At 57.4% G+C, this 21,064-nt stretch carries 17 protein-coding genes; 1 reads left to right on the top strand and 16 read right to left on the bottom strand.

The window, feature by feature from the left end:
* Positions 1-18: 18 nt before the first annotated feature.
* From PD282_RS11410 to PD282_RS11335, 16 genes are all read right to left on the bottom strand, one after another.
* Positions 19-909 (bottom strand): carbohydrate ABC transporter permease, encoded by an 891-nt coding sequence (locus tag PD282_RS11410; protein ID WP_274650801.1) that lies wholly within the window; start codon positions 907-909, stop codon positions 19-21.
* Positions 906-1,868, bottom strand: a complete 963-nt coding sequence (locus PD282_RS11405; RefSeq protein ID WP_274650800.1) for a carbohydrate ABC transporter permease — start codon at positions 1,866-1,868, stop codon at positions 906-908. The genes PD282_RS11410 and PD282_RS11405 overlap by 4 nt, the downstream gene beginning before the upstream one ends.
* Positions 1,869-1,971: 103 nt before the next feature.
* Complete coding sequence (locus tag PD282_RS11400) at positions 1,972-3,306, bottom strand: ABC transporter substrate-binding protein (RefSeq protein WP_274650799.1); 1,335 nt, start codon at positions 3,304-3,306, stop codon at positions 1,972-1,974.
* Positions 3,307-3,685: 379 nt separating this feature from the next.
* On the bottom strand, positions 3,686-3,916 hold the full coding sequence (locus PD282_RS11395) for a hypothetical protein (protein ID WP_274650798.1): 231 nt from the start codon (positions 3,914-3,916) through the stop codon (positions 3,686-3,688).
* The gene (locus PD282_RS11390) at positions 3,913-5,124 is read right to left on the bottom strand and encodes a Ger(x)C family spore germination protein (RefSeq protein ID WP_274650797.1); all 1,212 of its coding nucleotides are present in this window, start codon (positions 5,122-5,124) and stop codon (positions 3,913-3,915) included. Before PD282_RS11390 ends, PD282_RS11395 begins: the two co-directional genes overlap by 4 nt.
* On the bottom strand, positions 5,121-6,227 hold the full coding sequence (locus PD282_RS11385; RefSeq protein ID WP_274650796.1) for a GerAB/ArcD/ProY family transporter: 1,107 nt from the start codon (positions 6,225-6,227) through the stop codon (positions 5,121-5,123). Before PD282_RS11385 ends, PD282_RS11390 begins: the two co-directional genes overlap by 4 nt.
* A 51-nt stretch (positions 6,228-6,278) precedes the next feature.
* Complete coding sequence (locus PD282_RS11380; RefSeq protein ID WP_274650795.1) at positions 6,279-7,832, bottom strand: spore germination protein; 1,554 nt, start codon at positions 7,830-7,832, stop codon at positions 6,279-6,281.
* Positions 7,833-8,084: 252 nt separating this feature from the next.
* Positions 8,085-8,951 carry a phytanoyl-CoA dioxygenase family protein gene (locus PD282_RS11375; RefSeq protein ID WP_274650794.1) on the bottom strand — a complete coding sequence of 289 codons (867 nt, stop codon included), beginning with the start codon at positions 8,949-8,951 and terminating at the stop codon, positions 8,085-8,087.
* 19 nt (positions 8,952-8,970) lie between these two features.
* Positions 8,971-10,587, bottom strand: coding sequence for an ABC transporter substrate-binding protein (locus PD282_RS11370; RefSeq protein ID WP_274650793.1), 1,617 nt, complete (start codon positions 10,585-10,587; stop codon positions 8,971-8,973).
* Between the two features lie 54 nt (positions 10,588-10,641).
* Positions 10,642-11,517: a carbohydrate ABC transporter permease gene (locus PD282_RS11365; RefSeq protein ID WP_274655170.1), complete on the bottom strand. Its 876-nt coding sequence runs from the start codon at positions 11,515-11,517 to the stop codon at positions 10,642-10,644.
* A 21-nt stretch (positions 11,518-11,538) separates the two neighbouring features.
* Positions 11,539-12,432, bottom strand: coding sequence for an ABC transporter permease (locus PD282_RS11360; RefSeq protein WP_274655168.1), 894 nt, complete (start codon positions 12,430-12,432; stop codon positions 11,539-11,541).
* A 204-nt stretch (positions 12,433-12,636) separates the two neighbouring features.
* A complete protein-coding gene (locus PD282_RS11355; RefSeq protein WP_274650792.1) occupies positions 12,637-14,427 on the bottom strand; it encodes a cache domain-containing sensor histidine kinase in 1,791 nt (596 codons plus the stop codon).
* A gap of 5 nt (positions 14,428-14,432) precedes the next feature.
* Positions 14,433-15,998 (bottom strand): response regulator, encoded by a 1,566-nt coding sequence (locus PD282_RS11350; RefSeq protein WP_274650791.1) that lies wholly within the window; start codon positions 15,996-15,998, stop codon positions 14,433-14,435.
* 378 nt (positions 15,999-16,376) lie between these two features.
* The gene (locus PD282_RS11345) at positions 16,377-18,818 is read right to left on the bottom strand and encodes a glycoside hydrolase family 2 TIM barrel-domain containing protein (RefSeq protein ID WP_274650790.1); all 2,442 of its coding nucleotides are present in this window, start codon (positions 18,816-18,818) and stop codon (positions 16,377-16,379) included.
* 103 nt (positions 18,819-18,921) lie between these two features.
* Positions 18,922-19,932, bottom strand: coding sequence for an amidohydrolase family protein (locus PD282_RS11340; protein WP_274650789.1), 1,011 nt, complete (start codon positions 19,930-19,932; stop codon positions 18,922-18,924).
* Positions 19,907-20,512: an aldo/keto reductase gene (locus PD282_RS11335; RefSeq protein ID WP_274650788.1), complete on the bottom strand. Its 606-nt coding sequence runs from the start codon at positions 20,510-20,512 to the stop codon at positions 19,907-19,909. The genes PD282_RS11340 and PD282_RS11335 overlap by 26 nt, the downstream gene beginning before the upstream one ends.
* A 60-nt stretch (positions 20,513-20,572) precedes the next feature.
* Between PD282_RS11335 and PD282_RS11330 the strand changes: the two genes are divergently transcribed.
* A complete protein-coding gene (locus PD282_RS11330; protein ID WP_274650787.1) occupies positions 20,573-21,049 on the top strand; it encodes a sensor histidine kinase in 477 nt (158 codons plus the stop codon).
* Positions 21,050-21,064 lie beyond the last annotated feature (15 nt).

Genomic DNA, 21,064 nt, shown 5'->3' with positions numbered 1-21,064 from the left:
GTTCAAATTTTGTATGGCTTACCCTTTCGTGCCGGCGGAAATATTCATGCCTTCGATAAAATAGCGCTGGAACAGGAAAAACAACAGGACGACAGGCGCCAGCACGATCAGCGAGCCGGCCATCAAATAATGCCACTGCATGCCGGCTGAAGAAACGGTGCCCTTGAACGATTCCAGCCCAATCTGCAGCGTATATTTCGAGACGTCGTTCACGTACAAGAGCGGCCCGAGAAAATCGTTCCACGCCCCGTTAAACGTTAAAATCGCGATCGTCGCGACCGCGGGCTTCGCCAGCGGTACCATGATCCGCGACCAAATATACAAATGATTGGCCCCGTCGATCTTGGCGGCTTCAATCAGGTCGTTTGGAATCGTCATGAAAAACTGGCGGAGCATAAAGACCGAAAACGGCCCTCCGAAAAATCCGGGCACGATGAGCGGCAGGTACGTGCCGACCCAGTGAAGCTTCGCAAACAAAATGTACTGCGGGATCAGCGTGACGAAGCCGGGAATCATCATCGTGCTGAGCAGCACGGTGAACAGGAACTGCCGGCCGGGAAAGCGAATTTTGGCAAAGCCGTACGCGATGAACGTATTGGACAGCACGTGCCCGATAACGGCGAATACGGCAATTGTCAGCGTGTTGATCGTATAGGTGGTGAAATCGGCCAATTGCCACGCTTCCTCGTAGTTTTTCCAGTGCCACTGCGCCGGAAAGAAAGTCGGCGGATATTGGGCGATTTCCTGCGGCGACTTCAGCGACGTCGAGACCATCCACCAGAACGGCAAAACGAACAACACGCTGCCGGCGGTCAGCAGGATGAGCACGATTATCCGGGTCAGCATTTTTCGGTTTTTCCGGTTGTGGAAAAAGCCGCTGCGGGCGGCGGCAGCCGCGGCCATGTTCATCGCTGATCTCCCCCTTCATAATGGACCCAGTATTTGGATACGAGCATGTTGACAATCGTAATGACGATGACGATGAGGAACAAGAACCAGGCCATCGCCATCGCGTAGCCCATGTCGAACACCTTAAACGCTTTCAGGTACATGTACAGGTTGTAGAACATGAGCGAGTTCATCGGTGCGCCGGGTCCGGTATTGTCCGACATGACGTAGCCTTCCTGAAAGATCTGGAAGCCGCCGATCAGTCCCGTCACGATCTCGAAGAAAATCACCGGACTGATCATCGGCAGCGTAATCGTAATAAAGCGGCGGAACGCGCCAGCCCCGTCGATTTCGGCTGCCTCGTACAGCTGTTCCGGCACGCCCTGCAGGCTCGCCAAGTACATCAGCATACCGCCCCCGACGCTCCACATTTTCATGAAAATGACTGCCGGCTTCGTCCAGTTCGGGTCGGTCAGCCAGGAGGGGCCGTCGATGCCGACCAAGGACAGAATCTGGTTTACGAGGCCCGACTCGGGATTGAGCAGCTGCATCCAGAGCAGGTAGACCCCAACGCCGGACAGTACGGACGGCAGGTAAAACATCGTGCGGAACAGCCGCATGCCCGGAATGCGCACATTGAGCAGCATCGCGATCAGGATGGACGATAGCGTCGTCAGCGGCACCATCAGCACGACATAGAACAGCGTATTTTTGAGCGAAATCCAGAACAGCGGGTCTTCCTTGAACATCCGGTGAAAATTTTTGACGCCGACCCAGTCCATCTGCGACGTAATGTCGTAATTCGTGAAGCTGGCGTAAAGCGAGAACAGCAGCGGCCCGGCCGTAAAAGCCAGAAAACCGAGCACCCACGGAGAAACGAACAAGTAGCCCCAAGCCTTCTCGCGCCGCTCCAGCGACAGCTTCCTGCTGCGCCGCTTCATAGCGCCGGCGCCGGCGGACGCCGGTAAGCTTCGACTCATGACGAACCCTCCTTGTATTGAACGATTGCACATGATTAATGAAGGAAAAGGGGCGAAGCGGCGATCCAACCACCGCTCCACCCCTTTTCAAATCGGTTTTTCGTTAGGTTTTGTTTTGATCCATCAGGTTCTGAACGGCAGCCTGCGCTTTGTCCAGCCCTTCCTTCGGCGTCTCCTTGCCGAGCAGGACGGCGTCGACCTCCGGGTTGATCAGGTTGCGGAAGTCCGGTGCATTAATCGGCACGACCGAAACCTTCGTATTTTTCAGGTTATCCACCGCGGCTTTATACACCGGATCGGCCTGCAGCTCCGGATCGTTCGAAGCCTGGATGTTGGCGACATTGTCGAAGTTTTTCTGCGCCCAATATTTTTGTGCGGCAGCGTCGGTCAAATATTTCATGAACTCGTAGCTCTCCTTCGGATGCTTCGCTCCCTTCGGAATTTCGAGCACGAAGCCGCCGCCGATGCTGTTATGTCCGGTGCCCGGTTTAAATTCGGGAAGCGGCGCGATGCCGATGTCTTCCTTGTTCGGGTAGAAGTCCCGGATCTGCGTCCAGAACGTCGCCACGTCGATCTTGATGCCGAGCTTGCCGGCAATGAACGGGTCATTCTGCTGGCTGCCGAAGCCGGCCTTGAAAGCGTCGAGATTTTTTTTGCCGAGGCGGTCGGACCAGCTCTTCACCCAGCCGAGCGCTTCGATTTTCGACGGCGTATTGATATGCGGTCCCTGGTCGTCGACAAGCGGCAGGCCGTCGGAGTCGGCGAGGAACAGATCCCAGCCGCCGGCGATCGTCGGCTCGTAGCCGAGACGCTCGATTTTGCCGTCGCTGCCGATTTTGTCCAGCTTCTTCGCGTCCGCCTCCAGCTCATCCCACGTTGCCGGCGGCTTGTTCGGATCGAGGCCCGCTTCCTTGAACAGCTTCTTGTTGTAAAACATGACCCGGGTATCGGTCACGAACGGAAGCGCATACGGTTCGTTGTTATAAAGCGTCGTTTTCCACAGCTCCGGGAAAAACCGGCTTTGAATGTCGTCGCTGCCGATCAAATCCTTCAAATTCGTGTTCTGGTTCTTGACCGCACGCTGAGCGACGGTCGTGATATCGTTGACGATAACGTCCGGCGGATTGCCGGCCGCGACCTGGGCGAGCTCCTTCGTCCAAATGTCGCCGAACGGAAGATAAGTATGTTTAACGAAAATTTTGTCCTGCGAGGCATTAAAATCGTTGATGATTTTCTCGATAATCGGACGGCGCGTCGTGGAGCCCCAGAACGTCCAAAAATCGAGCTGCACTTTCTCCTGCTTCGCATTCGAGCCGCCCGCGGCGGACTCGGCATTACCGGACGTGCCGCCGTCCTTGCTGCTGCAGCCGGCCAACACGCCGCCCATGGTCAGGCCCAGCGACAGGAGAACAAGCGTTGATTTGTGTAGCGCTTTCATGAAATCCTCCCCTAAATATCGACATATCGCTATCGAACAACCCACAACGATTATGACGGATTAGTTGTCTTTTATGCGTTTTATTTGTGGTTTGTTGAAGCTTATGGGGTAATATTAACCGCTTTCATTTAATCGGTCAACACTTTTTGTGATTAAATTTGGTATTATGGGGGGGGTTTAAACCGATTTCCCGTTGGTTTTTAGAGGGATTGGAACTAGGGCAGCAGTGAACGCTGACGTCCGAATAAACGAATATCAGCCCTCATCCAGCCTTTCGGCCGAATGCGAGCTGATTTGGATTCGAATTGCGATCGTTGCGGTATGCGGCATTCAGTCCCAATAAACCGTCAGCCCGGTCATTTCGCCCTTGCATGCATGATCAGGACTGCAGCAGCTTGCCGAACGGCTTGAAGACGAAGTTGATTAAATCCGTCGGTCCCGGCATTTCCGGATTGAACACGAGGGCGATGGCAAGTCCCCACACCGCCGCCAGCAGCAGGAGAAAAGCCGCCTTGTCCCTTGCCGGATTATATTTCACCTGCGGCCAGTTGAGCACGAAGATGCCGAGAGGTACCAGCGAAATCATAAGCACAGCGGCGAAGCTGTTCACTTCATCTTCACCTGCTCTTTCGGCAGTCCCTGCGGAACGGTTGAAATGCCCGGCCGCTTGATTTTTAAATCGGCGTCGATTTCCACCTTGACCTCTGGAAAAATTTCGTTCCAACGCGCCTTGCTCCGCTTCCATTCGCGCGGATACTTACGGTGGAACGCATCGGCGAAGCCCATAATATCGGCTTTGTAATGATGCTGCAGCACATCAAGCGTCGCTTCGATGCGCCGTTTCAATTCCTCGTTCAGCTGCTTCTCCATCATCTTGACGAATTTGGGATTCGACATGTTGAGCGGCGTCGTGTTCTGGATCAGGTCGTCGTCGCCTTTAATGTTCAGCTTGATGCTCCAGATGCCGTCGCGGATTTCCGGCACCAGCTCCGATTTGGCCCGCAGCACCTCGAACGACATGAGACCATCTTCCCCTTTGGGCTTGACGGTAATGACCATCGTGCGAATTTCGTTTTTCAGCCATAGCAGACCGCGGGTCAGCTTATCGTTGAGCGTACCGATCATCCTGCCGTCTTTAAAGACCGCCGTGCCCGTGATGTAGGGCATCGTATTCATGCGATCGGCGCGGTGCAGCCGCGGCAGCTGCTCGATAATCGGAACGGCGGCGGTCCCCGCATCGCCGACGAGCATCTGCAGCAGCTCCTTTGTCGTCACGTTCAGCAGCGTCCCGAGATTGGCCAGCTCCCGCAGCGCCTCTCCTGACGTTCGCTCCAGCGGCGGAAGCATCTCCAGCGCATGCCTGGCGGACCCTTTGCTGACAAATACATAAGACCGCATTCGCATTTGCGGATGCCGGCCGAAAAAATCGATCTGCTCGCGCAAGCCTTCCTTCGCGAAGCTTTGGCTGAAAATAAACGCGTCGGAGTGACTCCAGAACAGCCTGCGCGGAAATTGCTCCTGGAGCCTCGCCATGGCGTCCGGGACGGTCACACCGGTCGCCGAACGCACAAGCGAGCGCATCCCTCCGGTGCTGCCGTCCGAGCCGAGCTCCTGCTGGCCGCTGTCCCCGCCTTTTGTTATCATGACCTGAATGGACAGCTCGATCTGATTCGCTTTTTTATCGATGCCCGCAGCCGTAATGATTGCAATATCGTTAATTTCCTTGCGGTTCCAGCAGCCGGTCAATGCGAGGAGCGCAGCGGCCGGAATCAGCAAACGGAGAAGCCGCAGAATGCGGGCTTCGACAGTTGTGCTCATCGGGCGGTATCCCTCCGGTTTGCGGCAAGCTTCCTGCGCAGCAGCCCGAGCAGCAGAAGCAGAAGCGGAATCACAAAATGAATCGTATTGGCAAAAAAGGGTGCTGTCGACGTCCACCAGGCCGCCAGCTCCGATACGCCCGGCGCCCACATCCCGAACACGACAAGCAGAAATCCGAGCGGCCATACGACCGGGCGGTAATCGGACAGATGGAGCCACTGCGCGGAGCCGATTGTCAGCACATAATAGAACAGCGAAATTTTAACGAACGTGCCCGCAACCCAGATGGTCATGACGAACGCTTCCAAATGCTCGAGAAAGTCGGCGATTGAGATATACCGGGTCGCTTCCATCATTGGAAACGACAGCGTGGCGGTAATGGCGCCGAAGATGAACAGAGCGGTCAGATCGAGCACCGTCAGCGTCACCATAATGGCGGCGAGCCAGCGCGTACCCGCTTTCAATCCGTTTTCGCGGTCGGCAACATAGGGCAGCAGCATCGCCAGAAGACCGAAATGCGTAAACCACGGCTGCACCAGGATGGCCCCGCGAAGCGGCGGCACAATCCCTCTTTCAAGCATAGGAAACATATTGTTTACCTTAAAGTCGGGCACAAGCAGCACGATGATCGTGATCCACAGAATGACCACGCAGGGAACGAAGATTTGCGCCGTCCTCCCTATAACCTCAACACCTCCTCGGACGGCGAAGCCGCACAGCAGAACCATCGTGCCTATGATGACCACCTCGGGCGTCCGGTTCAGGAAGATGCTGACCAGGAATTCCCCGTATTGTTTCAGGATATTCCCGCCGTTGTACGCAAAATAAAACAGAAAAAGCAGGCCGATGATTTTGCCCGGTATTTTGCCTGTGATCAGAACCGCGTATTCGACGATCGTCTGCTTCGGGTACAGCTTGCTCAACTGAAAGATGATATAGACGAGGATAAATCCGCTGAGGGAAGCGATGATCGGCGCCATCCACAAATCCCTGGCCGCTTCTTTCGCCGTCATGGCCGGAACCATCAGATCCGCATTGGACACGACGACCGGGTACATCATAATGCCCATCTGAGCCGCGGATATTTTGCCTTTCTCGAGCATTCGCATCCTCCTTGCCCAGCGATTTTCGTCCATGCGCCATCGCTCTTGAGTCTAATCGCCGCCGGCAGAGCCGGGTTTCCGCCGGGCCGGCTGCCGGTACAGATTCGCCTTTCCCGATTGCATCGGCCGCTTGTTCATCGACCACCAAGGCGTTCGGACGAGCGTATCCTTCAAGTCCTGCCGGACAAGCGGCGCCAGCGGGCCTAAATAAGGCGCTCCGAACGAACGAAGCGAGCACAGATGGATGACGATGGCGATAATCGAAAGAATGATCCCCAGCAGCCCGAGCGTGCCGGCGAGCATGATGATCGGAAACCGCAGCAGCCGGATGGCGTTGGCGACGGAGTAGCGGGGCATCATGAACGAAGCGATGCCCGTAATCGCCACGACCATAACCATCGGAGCGGATACAAGCCCCGCGGAAACCGCCGCCTGACCGATTACGAGCGCGCCGACGATACTGACGGCGGCGCCGATCTGTTTCGGAAGCCGGATGCCCGCTTCGCGAAGCGCTTCGAACGTCACTTCCAGCAGGAGCGCCTCGACCAGCGCCGGGAACGGAACCTCCTCCCGTGACCTGGCAATGCGGATCAGGAGCGTCGTTGGAATCATCTCTTGATGAAAGGTCAGTATGCCGACGTAAAACGAAGGAAGCAGCAGCGCCAGCATGCCGAACAGGTAACGAAGCCAGCGGGTAAACGTGCTGATATAAAAGCGCTGATAATAATCTTCAGCCGATTGTAACAGCGAAAACAGCGTAATCGGCACAATCAGCGCAAACGGCGTGCCGTCCGTCAAAATCACGACGCGCCCTTCCAGAAGGCCCGACGCAGCGGTATCCGGCCGTTCCGTATTCAGCACCTGCGGGAAAATCGACCATGTATTGTCGTCGATCATTTCCTCGATATAGCTGCTCTCCAGGACGCCGTCGATATCGATCCGCCGGAGCCGGTTCATCACTTCCTCGACCAGTTTTTCATCCGCGATTCCCTGCATATAAGCGACGGCCACCTGGGTCCGAGTGAGACGTCCGATCGTCAGCATCGCCATTTTCAGCTCGGGGCTTTTAATTTTTCGGCGAAGCAGCGATATGTTGAGTCCGATCTGTTCGACAAATCCTTCCCGAGGCCCGCGCACGATACCTTCGGCCGTCGGTTCGTCGATTGCCCTGCTCTCCGCTCTGGCTAAAGGCACAACGAAGCAAACGGGAATGGATTCAAGAAAAAGCAGCGGATTGCCTCTCGAAAGCTCCTCCACGCATTCGCCGACGGTCGCGACTGTCTTTATGCTGGCAACCGGCAATTTCTTGACCAGCTCGTTCGGGGCGATCGGTCCGGATTCATTCATCAAGGGGATAAGCACAAATTCATCGATCAGCTCGACGCCCGCTAAGTTCTGGATATAAATCAGCATCGCGTTTTGGCCGCTGCCGACAAGGAAGTCGCGAAACACGACGTCAGGGCAATTCGTGTAAACGGAGCGCAGCATCCGTATATTTTCATCAAAAGAAGAGAGCGGAACCGGTTCCTGCTTTACCGGAGGCTTGTTATCCGGCTGCCGGCTGTCCGACGAAAGAAATCGAACCACGCTGTCGAAAACGTTCATGGATGTACCTCCTGGCCCGGATTTGTTATCCATCGTTCCCAACTTTCGGAGGTGCTAATCATTGCGAAAACGGCTTTCGTAACGGTTCCCCGTTCTATAAAAGGCTGCGCCAAAAACATCCGTATCCCGGCTGCCTCGCTTTGAAGCAGGATCCTTAAGACGATAAAAATAAAGCGGCTTGGCAGGGAAATCGCTTCCCGCCAAGCCGCTCTTGTATGAAAGTCGGAAAACCTTCAAATGGCCGTTTCCGGCTTATTCTTTATACGGCAGGTTCGGATACCAGTCGTCGTTCTCCGTTCTGCCCTCCCATTGAAAAAAGTTGTCGAACAGCTTCTTGGCCGCCGGCGCCAGCTTCTCGCCCAGCCGCTGCTCCTCGTACCAGCCCTTGTACTGGTTCAGCAGCTTCGTCCCGACGGGGAGACTCGTCTGCGCCAGGATATAGTGGAAGGTCCGGCGCATATCGGTGCGCGGCGCTTTGCCGCGGTGCAGCACCATCGAATGCATGAACAGCGCGTCGCCCGGCTCCAGCACGCAAATTTTCTGCCCCGGCAAATCGGCGACGCCCTTGCGTACCTGCGCCAGCTCGGTCTCCGTCAGCGGCCTGCGGTGCGAGCCCGGCACAAGCCGGAAGCTGTCGTCGCGGTACAGGGCCGTGTTGAACTGGACATGCCGCTGGGATCCATCCTCGGAATAAATTTCCTTCAGCCCGTCGCGGTGCCAGAACAGATCGTAGTCGACGCCTTCGGGAGACCAGAGCGCCTTGAGCCCCGATACGCGCAGGTCGTCGCCGAGAATGCTCGACAGCGCCGACAGCAGCTTTTCGTTGTTCAGGTAGTCCGTAAACGCCGGCTCGTACAGGTCGGGGTGCAGCAGGAAATCGCAGCCCCAGCTTTCGAGCTCGCTGATCGCGTCCGGGTTTTGCTTGTCGATCGCTTTGACGAGGCGCGTATTGTAGCGCTCCCGGCTCGGATTGGCGCGGACCTTCGTCACCATCCGCTCGAACGCCTCGCGGTATTTCGGCAGCTCCTCCTGCGGGATCACCTCCCGGACGATGCAGTACCCTTCCTCGTACCACTGCTCCACCTGTTCCTTCGACAGCATCAGTTCCTTCGAAATCACGGCTTGCACACGCTCCTTTTTATTGTTGTTTTGTTTTGATATAGGCTTCCAGCTGCGTCTTCAGTTCCTTGTCGATTTTCTCAAAGCCCGCTTTCATCGCCTGATCCTTGAATTCGGCCAGCGTTTTATCGACGTCGCCGGCAAGGCCGAGGTCGAGCAGCGGACCGTATTTCGCTTCCAGCGACGTGAAGGTGGCGAGCTCGGACTTGACCTTTGTCGGATCGAACTTGAAGCCCTCCGTAATCGGATGTACCGTTTTCGGCTCCCATTCCTTCTGCAGCTGGGCAACGGCCTTGTTCTCGCCGACGAGCGTCAGCGAGTCTTCCTGGTTGTTGACGCCCCAGGTGCCGTTCTGTCCGCCTTTATATTTGTCGTAATCGGGGCCCGGCTTGTATTTGTCGTCCCCTTCCGGAATCCAGTGCTTGCCCTTGACGCCGTAGATGAAGAGCTGGTTGTAATCCTTGTCGAACTTCAATTTGTCCAGCAGCATGAAGCTGCGCTCGACGTTCTGGGACGTATACGCGACCGCCATGCCGTCGTTCGTGTACAGGCCCAGCTGCTTGATCGAATTCGGCGTTACGTCGTAAATTTCCGGCTTCCATTCGGGATGCTCCTTCAGCACCTTGTCCGCGGATGCGCCGACGGTTCCGATGTTCCACACCATGGACGCCGACGTGCCGTTCTCGAACGCGTCGCGCGTCTCCGTCTTGTTGACGAGCGCGTTTTTGGACCAGTAACCGGCATCCGCCCATTGTTTCATCTTCTTCGCCCAGGCCGGGTAGTCCGGCTGGAAGAAATTGTAGCTGACCTGATCGACCGAGAACGGTTTATTCTTATCGTACAAATACGAGAATTCGCCGACGCCGATCATCGTTGTATAGACCGTGACGTTGTTGCGGGGCTGGCTGAACGTAATGCTTTTCGCGCTGTTGTCGAGCGAATTGGCGAGCGGGAAAATGCTTTTCTCGTTCGCGGCGACAGACTTGTAATAATTTTCCAGGTCATCCGTCGACTTCAACGGAGGCAGGCCGTATTTCTCCCGCAGATCGCCCCGGATCAGCACGGCCGATTCGCCGGTGTACGTCGCGTCGCTGCGCGGCACGAAGTAGAGCTTGCCGTTCAGCCGGCCCTGGTCGAGCGAAATTTTATTCTGCTTCTCGGCCGTGAGCGGCATATACTTCTTCAAAATATCGTCCGTTACTTCGACGAACGCGCCTTTGGCGGCTTCCTGCTGGTAGAGCGCCCAGTCCGACGTGTAGATCAGATCCACGTTCTCGCCGGAGGCCAGGATGAGCGGGTACTTCTGCTGCCAATCGCTCCAAGGCAAATATTCGATCGACAGCGTCGCGTTCAAATCCCGTCCGATCAGCTTGTTCAGCTCCGCCAGCACGGCATCGCCGTCCGCCGGCTTGTCGCCGAGCAGGTACATCTTCAAGTTGACGTGCTTAGACAGGTCGACGCCGTTTACCGTTTTGCCGGCTGCCGTATTGCCGCCGCCATTTTCGCCGCCGCTGCCTGCAGGAGGCGAATTCGCCGCATCCTGGCCGCCGCCCGAGCAGGCGGCAAGCACCGCAACCAACAGCGTCATGACGACGAAAACGAGACCGGCCTTGCGCGTTTTTGTAAACCCTTTCATGTTGACACCCTCCTCATTGTTCATGTGCGGTATACGAACCGGGGGAAGCCGGGGTTACCCTTTGACGGCGCCGATGGTGAGCCCTTTTACAAAATATTTCTGGACGAACGGATAGAGCAGAATGATCGGCCCGGTCACGATGACCGTCAGCGCCATCTTGATCGACTCCGTCGGGAACGTGTCGACCACGATGCCGGAGGCCGCCGTCACCATCCGCAGCGATTCGATGCTGGCCAGCAGATTGTAGAGCAGATATTGGAGCGTATACAGCTTCGGATCGGAGATGAAAATCAGGCTCGCAAACCAGTCGTTCCAGTAGAACAGCGACGTGAACAGCCCGATCGTGGCGACCACCGGCGTGGACAGCGGGAGGATAAGCCGGACGAAGATGCGGAAATCGCCGGCGCCGTCCATTTTGGCCGACTCCGTAATTTCGTGCGGCACGCTCATCATGAAGCCCTTCACGAGCAGGATGTTCCAGACGGAGATGAGCGTCGGCACGAACAGCGCGAACAGCTGATTTTTCATATCCAGGTATTTGATGCACAAAATGTACCAGGGCACGAGTCCGCCGTTGAACAGCATCGTGAAGAAAAAGTAGAAGGAGAAGTAGTTCCGCCATTTGAAATCCCTGCGGTGCAGGACGTAGCCGGTCATCGTATTCAGAAATACCGCCAGCGCCGTGCCGACGGCCGTAACCAGCAGCGTGACGCCGTACGCCCGGAAAATCGTCAGCGGGTTGCGGAACACGAAACGGTAAGCCTCGGTCGAGAAATCGGCGGGAAAAAGCGTAAAGCCGCTCGTCTGAATGTAATGCTCGCTCGTAAACGAGGAAGAAATAACCATGACGAACGGAATGATGCAGATCACCGAAAAAATCGCGACCAGAACGTAGCCTACCGCATGAAAGAGCAGCTGGTCTTTCGTCATCGTTTTCAACGTGTTCACCTCCTAAAACAGCGCGTAATCTTTGTTCGCTCTTTTCACGACGAGATTCGTGATGAGTATGGTCGCGAAGCACATGACCGACTGGAAAAAGCCCGCCGCCGAAGCCATGCCGATGTCCCCGTTGGTCACGAGCGCCCGGAACACGAACGTATCGATGATATCCGTGGCGTCGAACAGCGCTCCGTTGTTGCCGACCAGGTTGTAGAACAGCCCGAAGTCGCCGCGGAAAATTTGGCCGATAGCCAGCAGCAGCAGGATCATGACGGTCGGGAAAATCGACGGAAGCGTAATGTGGAACGTTTTCTGAAAGACGTTCGCGCCGTCGATCTCCGCGCTTTCGTAAATTTGCTGGTCGATGCCGACGATCGCCGCCAGGTAGATGACCGTGCCGTAGCCGACGATTTTCCAGGCGTTGAAGAAGACGAGCAGGTATTTCCACAAGCCGGGCGTGTTGTAGACATTGATGGGCTCCATGCCGAAGCTTTTCAGGACGCCGTTCAGAAAGCCGTGTTCGAAATTGAGCAGATTGTACACGATCGAAGCGACCACGACCCACGAAATGAAGTAGGGCAAAAACATCGCCGACTGCGTGATCTTTTTGAACGTTTTGCCGCCGATTTCGCTGAGCGCGATGGCGAAGCCGACCTGAAGCACCGTCGTCGTCGCCATAAACGCCAGATTGTACAGCACGGTGTTGCGTGTTACAAGCCACGCCTGCCCCGAGGAGAAGAAAAACGAGAAATTGTCGAGGCCCGCCCAGGGGCTGTGAAAAATGCCCATGCGGTAATCGAACTGCTTGAACGCCAGCACGAGGCCGGCCATCGGAATATAGGCAAAGACGAAGATGAGAAGAGACGCCGGCAGCAGCATGAGCAGCAGCGTCCGGTACGCGATCATTGATTTGACGAAGCTCCAGCGTCTGGCATTCGAGAATGCGAGCGCTTTCAATTTGCCCGTTTGGGCTTGCTTGAGCGAGCCTTCTTGCTCCACCTCTATCCCTCCCATACGTTCGAATGTTTTGCGGTTAACTTAATCGTAGCAACGTTGCCGGCGCCGGTAAATCGCACGATTGTTCGAATAGGGGTAAAATCTTTCGGCATCTCAGCTCTCCGTCATTTCTCCGGGCAGGACCGCCGGAATATGGATTTCCGCTCTCGTACCCGTGCCCGGTTCGCTGCGGTAAACGAGGCCGTACGGCGGGCCGAAAAATTGTTCGATGCGAAGCCGCACGTTCCGGATCCCGTACCCGCTGCCCGATGCCCGGCTGACGCACGCTTCCCCCCCGTTCAATTTCGACAGCCGTTCCTCGTCCATGCCGGCACCGTCGTCCTCGACGGCGAGAATGAGCTCGCGGCCCCGTCTGGTCCCGCTTACGCGGATCGAGCCGGTTCGCTGCGGCCGTTCCAGGATGCCGTGATAAATGGCGTTCTCGACGATCGGCTGCAGCGTAATTTTCGGGATGATGCAGGCCATCGCCTCCTCATCGACATCGATATGGAACGAAATTTTATGCTCGAACCGCATGTTTTGAATGTCCATATAAAACGAAATGTGGCGCAGCTCGTCGCGAATGGTTATCAGGTCGCGGCCGCTATTGAGGCTGAGCTTGTAAAAGCGGCTGAGCGACTTTACGACGCGCTGAATATCGTGCTGCATCCCCCGGTCCGCCATCCAGTTGATCAGGTCGAGCGTGTTGTACAGAAAATGCGGGTTGATTTGGGCCTGCAGCGCCTTCAGCTCCGCGTTTTTCACCTCCTGCCCGAGCTTGAACTGCTCGCGGTTCATCCGGTCGATGCGCTCGAGCATCAGATTGTACGTTTGGACGAGCTCGCCGATTTCGTCCTTGCCGCCCATCCGGCTGAGCGAGATCAGCCCGCCCTTCTCGATGTTCCGCAGCCGCCTGACGAGCTGGGAAATACGCCTCGTCATCGAATGCGCCAGCCAGACGGCCAGCAGATACGCGACCGTGGCGATGACGACCACCCACATATAGAGGTCGTATTTGAGCTTGGCGCTTTCGGAGACGATCTGCTGCAGCGGGATGGCCGTGACCATCGTCCACTGCGAAGACGGAACGGCATGGTAGAGAACAAAATAATCACCGACGTTTGCGGACGCGGAACCGGCATCCGGATCGGGCGCACGCAGGGCGGGCAGCCGAATGCCGCTGGCGGCGCCCGGATTCGACGAGACGACCGCCTTGCCGTCCGAGGACACGAGATAACTGACGCTGTCCTTGACGACGTTCGCTCCGCTCAGAATCGCCAGCACCGTCGCGTTATCGATTTCCAGATTGACGCGGGCGGCCGGCAGCAAATAATTATAGGAATGGCGAATATAGCGGGTCAGATAGAGGTGTCCGTCGCTCGTGCCCGTTTCGTATCCGAGCTCGGACGGGGTGCACCACAAATAGGTCATTTTCTCCGCATTCATTTTCCGCAGGCATTCGGAGTCCGCGTTCGGGTCGAGCGGATAAAAGTTTTCGTGATCCGATGAATAAATCAAGCCTTCCGGCACATACAGGGCGACGCGCGCCACGTCCTTGTTCTGAAGCGCCCGCAAAAACTGCTTCAGCGACGTGTAATCGTCGAGCTGCCTGTCGACGCCGGGCTGCTTCGGGTCGGCCTCCATCGCCTGGATGACCGAATCGTTCACGACGATGACATCCGTCGTTTCCGCCATTTTGGCCAGCTTATAGCTGAGGAAGGCATATGTCTGCTCGAAGCCGTGCCGGGCGGCGTAATGGACATGCTGCTCCAGCAGGCCGGACATTTTGTCCGAAGCGAGCCATTGAAACAGCCCGAGCGGAATGACGATCAGCACGAGATAGGACAGCAGCAGCTTATGGCGCAGCTTCATGTCGTAAAGCAGCTTCCGGTACAAGCCCCCCATCGGCGCTACGACAGCCTTTCCCTATACTCCGAAGGCGTCATCCCGGCCTGCTTGCGGAACACCTTGGCGAAATAATTGCTGTTGCTGTAGCCGACAAGGACGGCGATCTGCTGAATGGTGAGCTTCGGATCGGACAGAAGCGATTTGGCTTTATGCATCCGGTATTCGGTGATATAGCCGTTAATCGTCTGATTCGTATGCGCCTTGAACAGGCTGCACAGGTAGGCGGGCGTCAGAAAGGTAAATTCGCATATTTTCTGAATGGACAGCTCCTCGTCGGCATAGGAACGGTGAATATAACGGATCGCTTCCCGGACGATCCGCCTCGTCCCCTTCTCTTTCCGCCGCTCCTCGAAGCTTCTGCAGAGCGCGGCATCCGCAAAATCCGCGATATCCCGCAGCGATACGAAACGGTTTATCGTTTCCCAAAGCGGGGAAGGCTCCGGCCCGTCGCCGTCTTTCCCGGCGGGGTCGGCAAGCGGAGCAAGCAGCCTGCAGTAATAACGCTTGGTGCTTTCGACCGGCGTCCGGTCGCGGCGCTCGAGCGCAGCTGCCAGGTCATCCAGCAGACGCTGCGCTTCCTCCTGCGACTCCGACGTAACGCAGTCCATGAACCGTTCGGGAAGCCCCGGATCAAAGACGAACGGCTCGGGGTTACCCGCCTTGGACAGTACGGTGCCGCTTGCGTGATAAAAGGCGGCGGGGAGCAAAGCCTCCGCCTGCTCGTACGAACGGAAAACGCGCTTGATCTCGCCGACCGGCTGGCCGCTCGCGACGGACACATGAATCCGGTCCGCATAAGACGCGGACAGCCGTCCGGCAAGCTCTTCGAGCGCGAGCGCGGAAATCGGCGCGCGCGGGTTCAGCAGGTGGCAGACGAGCGTCGAGCCGTCTTTCAGCACGGACAGGCAGCCCATCCCCCGACGGATCAAGAACGTTTCCGCCTCATGATGGACAGCCGTTCGGACCGGCATCCACTCCGCCTCGTTTCCCCCTGCATGCCGGGGCTCGAATTTCACGATGACGGTCTGAAAGACGCCGAACTCCGGCAGAGCAAGCCCCGCCGTGCGCGCACGGTCGAGCAGATAGCCGACTTCGGCGCCTGCGCTTGTCAGCTGCGAGGCGATCTCCGCCTTCATGAGCGGAATGCTTTCGAGCAGCGTCCGGTTCAGCTCGGTGATGCGCCGTCTGCTCTGCTGCTCCTCCAGCCCGAGGCTGACGGCCGTCTGCAGCGCTTCCTTCAGCTCGTCGAAATCGATCGGCTTTTCGATATAGTTAATCGCTTTCAATTGAATGGCCGATTTTAAATATTCCTTGTCCGTGTACCCGCTCATGAAAATGATTTTGCATTCCGGCAGGCGGCTGCGGACCTTGGAGGCTAATTCGATGCCGTCCATCAGCGGCATACGGACGTCGGTCAGCACAATATCGGGCTGAAAAGCATCCAGCTTGCAGATCGCGGACATGCCGCAGTCGGCGAGCTCGATCTGCCGGATACCGAGTCCGCCGCCGATGCTTCTTGCGATTCCTTCACGCGTCATTTTCTCGTCGTCGACAACCAAAAGCTTCAAGATTCTCCCCCCTTGCAAGGTTAAGGCAAACCTGTCGAAACTTCTGCGAATAAACACGGTGGGCAGCATAGGAACCTACATGAAAATCAAAAACGATTGGAAACGATCAGATTGACGTTGACTGGTCAATTCATTATGAACGCTTGCGGACAGGACCGGCAGAGGGCCGGAACGTGAGGGGATAGTGCCGCAAGGCAGGCAGGCGGAAGCCGGCTCCAATTTGGGCGTTTGCCTGAGCGAAGCAGCCAGGCCGTTGCCACGGAAGCGGGGCAGGCGGAGCTCAGGCTCCGGCAGTCGGCGCATCTTCGTCCAGTTCCGCCCGCCTTTTTAATTAAAGCGCTTTCTCGCCGTCCGAATGCGTACTCGTAAGTTTGCCGATTATTGCACCCGTACGGTCGCTTCGGCGGCTTCCAGCCCTTCGGCCTCCGCCCGAATGACGACCGTGCCCGGATGAAGCCCGGCTTGAACGATGGCGAGGCATAGACCGCCGTACGTCTTTCTAGTATTCGATTTAAATGATTCGCGGCTTGCCGGATCGCCGTTGTCGACCCCGATGAGCGTACCCGCTCCTTGCACCGAAAACGAAACGGAACAGTCGGCTGCCGGAACCAGCCTGCCCCGGGCGTCCGTCAGCCGCACGGTCACATGCGCGGCATCCGTGCCGTCCGCCGCAAGCGTGCCGCGGTCCGTCTCCAGCTCCAGCCGGACCGGTGTCCCCGTCGTTTCCCGCTCGGCGACGCAGACCTCTTTCCCGTCTCTGGTGCCGACAAACCGCAGCACGCCGGGCTCATACGGAACGTCCCAGGCGAGATGCAGGTCCGACGTCGTGGCGTGCACGAAAGGCTTGTCGTAATGACCGTACCGTTTCGTCATCCCCTGCAGCGGAAATTCGCAGCTTTTCACGCCGAACGATTTGCCGTTCACGAACAGCTCGACGGTATCGCAGTTCGTGTAGCAGAGCACCGGAATGATCTGCCCTTCGCGGCCTTCCCAGTTCCAATGGGGAAACGGGTGAATCATCGGCTCCGCCGTCCATTGGCTTTTATAAAAATAATAGCCGTCCTTCGGAAAGCCGCACAGGTCGATGACGCCGGCGCTGCTGCTTTTGTTCGGCCAGCGCGCTTCGCCCAAATAATCGATGCCCGTCCACATGAAATCGCCGGCCACGTAATCGTGCATGCGCGTAAATTTCCAGAGCCGCTCGGCGCGGATCATGCCCGTGTAATAGGTCGGATTGCGCCAGGCCGCGGCTTCGTCGCTGCGCGTATCCGCCGTAAGCGGCCCGCTCAGCCGGTAATCCGCACGGGTGCTGCGCACGGAAGAATGCTCGCTGCCGATCATTTTCATCTGCGGGTAACGGACCCGGTCCTCCGCATAGAAGGTTTCGGTCCGTCCGCGCCACCGGTTCACATAGTTGTAGCCGACGACGTCCAGCAGCTCCAGAAACTCGTCCGTTGCGGCGTTGATGTCCGAGCCGATATTATCGCACGCCAGCGTTACCGGACGCGTCGGGTCCTCTCTCCGGCAGACGTCCATAAGCCGCTTCAGCAGGCCGGGACCGGCGGGCTGCGACTGCTCGGGAATTTCGTTGCCGACGCTCCACATAATGATGGACGGATGGTTGCGATCCCGGCGAAGCATGTCCGTCAGATCGCGCTCCCACCATTCGTCGAAATATTTGTAATACCCGTAAGCCGCCGAGCCGCTCTTCGCTTTTGAATGCGTCCATTCGTCGAACGCCTCGTCCATAACGAAGAAGCCCATCCGGTCGCACAGGTCCAGCAGCTCGGGCGACGGCGGGTTATGGCTCATCCGGATGGCATTGCAGCCCATTTCCTTCAGCAATTGAAGTCTTCGTTCCCATACCCGTTCGGGAACGGCTGCGCCCACGCAGCCGCCGTCATGATGCAGGCAGACCCCGTTCAGCTTCACGCGTGCGCCGTTCACCATAAATCCGCGGTCGGCATCGAACGCGATGGCACGAAATCCAAACGGCGTCTCCATCTCGTCCGCCAGCCGGTCGTCGATATAAAGTGACGTTCGCAGCGTGTACAAATACGGCGAGACCTCCGACCACAGCTTCGGATCGTTTACCTGGAGATCGACGCTCATCGCGTACGTGCCCAGATCCGGCAAAAATGCGCCAGCCGTCTTCGAGGCTGCGACAGTTCCATCCGCATCGACGATATCGGTTCTTAGGCTCGCATACCGGCCAGTTCCCAGCTCGTTCACGACGTTCACGGTCACCTTGGCCGTCCCGAGCGAAGCCGAAACGTCCGGCGTCGTCACATGGACGCCCCAGTTGTCCAGTCGCGCAGCGCCGGTGCGAATCAGCCAGACGTGCCGGTAAATCCCGGAGCCGGTATACCAGCGAGAGCCCGGCTGTTCCGAATTGTCGGCCCGGACCGCGAGTGTATTGCTGCGGCCGTCCGAATGCAAATACGGCGTCAAATCGTAATGAAAGCCGATATAGCCGTTCGGCCTTTTGCCCAAATAATGGCCGTTAATCCAGACCTCGCTGTTCATGTACACGCCGTCGAACCGCACTTCCACATGCCGCCCGTTCGAATGCTCCGGCAAAATAAAGCGCTTACGATACCAGCCGATGCCGGCCGGCAAATACGCGCCGTCGCCGCCGGCCGGATGATCGGCGCTGAACTCGCCTTCCACGCTCCAGTCGTGCGGCAGATCCAGCGTCCGCCAAGCGCTGTCGTCGAAATGCTCTTGACCCGCGCCTTCCGCGTCGCCGAGCAAAAACCGCCATCCGAAATCGAACCGCTCCGTGACCCGGACCGGATCAGCCTGCCTTTCCGCTTTCATTGTCGCTGCTTCCTCCTTTGTCACCCCGTGTATCAACATCATATCATTCGCTCCGGACGGCGGGTAATAGCTTAATCTTCGCATTATGGGTAAAATTTTTTCCTCAGTCCATGTCGAGGCGCTCCTTCAGCAGCTGCAGCAAATAATCGCCGAACGCCGTGCCGGACCCGTTGACGTCTTCCATATAACGGTCAAACAACCGCCGGTACAGCGCCGACGGCACCGAAATTCCGCCCGGATGGAAAAAGGGTACCTCCCGGTCGAACTCGAACTGCGCCGAAACCCATTCCGGCGTCTTCACCTGCTGGACGGGCGGGGGCGGAGTATCGAACAGCACCCGCTGCGCATTGCCCCCGAGGAAGCCCTGCAGCTGATCGTCCGTTATTTCGGGGACCAAAGCCCGAATCCACGAAATCGCGGAAGCGATCGTTTCGTTGCGCCAATACAGCACCGGATATTCGCTGCCCCAAAAGATGCGCTCCCAGCCCATATGGTCGATGAGATGCTCGATCCAAGGGCGGAAATCGTCGTGCGGATACGGTTTTCGGCTCTCCATCTCCCCGTGCCGGGACAGAATCGCGTAGAAATGCGGATGCCGGAGCAGCTCCGCTCTGTTCCCGCCGATTGCGTCTGCGATAAAGCCGGCCTTCAGAAAATGCGGGGCGGCGAGCCTGGCGCCGGGATAACGCTCCAGCCACTCGAGCAGCAGCCCTGCTACCCGCTCGTCGGAGTACGGATCGAAGACGTAGAGCCATCTTCCCCGTTCGCCGATGGCCCTTAGTATCTCGGGATTCCCGGCGGCTTCGCCGGCTCCCATCCGAATGCCGAGCGCTCCCGCTTCCAGCTGAATGCAGGCCAGCTCGGCGCGCTGACCGGCCGTTGCCCCGAAGACGATGCCGAAGCCGCGAAGGCGGTCCGGGTAGCGGCTCACCGATTCGTACAGCGCGCCCAGATCCGGCACAAGCGGTCCGAGCACGCTCGCCGATTTGCGGATGCCGTGCCTGTCCATATTGCCGATCAGCTGACCGACGGATCCGAAGCGCGGGATTCCGACATGGGCATAAGCATCGACGCACATGTATCCGGCATTAAACGTAATAGGTGAAAATGTCATCGAGACTCACCCTTCCCGGCGCATCGCCGCCGCAAAGGGCGGCGTTTTTTCGGACCTGCTCGGCGCTTCGCATGCCGACCAGCGCGACGTCGACGTACGGATTGGCGAGCACGTACTGAATGAGCGCCGGCGTGTAATCGAACGTATTTTCCTTGTGCACCGCCTGCATCCAGCGCTGAAACAGCCCCGAGGTCGTCGTCCGCATAGCGGCGATGCCCATGCCCGCCTTCTCGGCCTCCAGCATGCTGCCAAACGGGCGGTTCGGGTCGAACGGATGCTGCATGAACAGGTTGTAGCAAATTTGCATCATGTCAAATTGCCCGCACCGTATAAATTCATAGACCGCGTCGTTATTGTCCTCGCTCGTAAACCCGATAAAACGGACGAGGCCTTCGTCCTTCAGCCGGATCATCGCTTCCAGTATTCCGCCCCGCTCCAGGACGGCTCGCCGGTCGCGCTCCGAATAGCTCATACCGTGAATTTGCAGCACATCAAGCCTGTCCGTCTGCAGGCGGGTCAGGCTGGCTTCGACTGTCCGCCGCAGCGAATCGCCCGTGCAGATGCCTGTTTTGCTGGCCACGACAGCCGAATCGCAACAGCCTCGCCCTGGAAAGAAATCACCTGGCACGGCGAAAACATATTGGCCGGCGCCAAACGGATCGAAGGCACGGACTGGAATTTGATCTCGATCGTACCGTACCGGGAAATTCTCGCCTCGAGCAAAAATATCCGGAATCAGACGCTGCTCGCCATGCTGATCATGGGGACGTTCGCGTATTTGATCGCCTTTGTTCTATCCCGGATGATGTCGCGTAGAATCGGGCTGCTTATCCGAAAGATGAAGCGGGTGAAGGAGGGGAGCCTCGAGACGATCAAGGCCAACCTCGGGCGAGACGAAATCGGCCAGCTGGTGGAAAACTACAATTACATGATCGAAAATACGAAGCAGCTGCTGAACGACCAGTTCGCGCTCGGCACCGAAATCAAATCCGCCGAATTGAAAGCGCTGCAATCGCAAATCAATCCGCATTTTTTGTACAACACGCTGGACCTGATCAACTGGATCGCCATCGAGCGGAACGTGCCGGAAATATCGAAGCTTATTGTTATATTGTAAAAATTTTACAAATTA

This window comes from Paenibacillus humicola (genome assembly GCF_028826105.1).
GTDB classification, from domain to species: Bacteria; Bacillota; Bacilli; order Paenibacillales; family Paenibacillaceae; genus Paenibacillus_Z; species Paenibacillus_Z humicola.
This window is presented reverse-complemented; position numbering and strand designations above follow the sequence as displayed.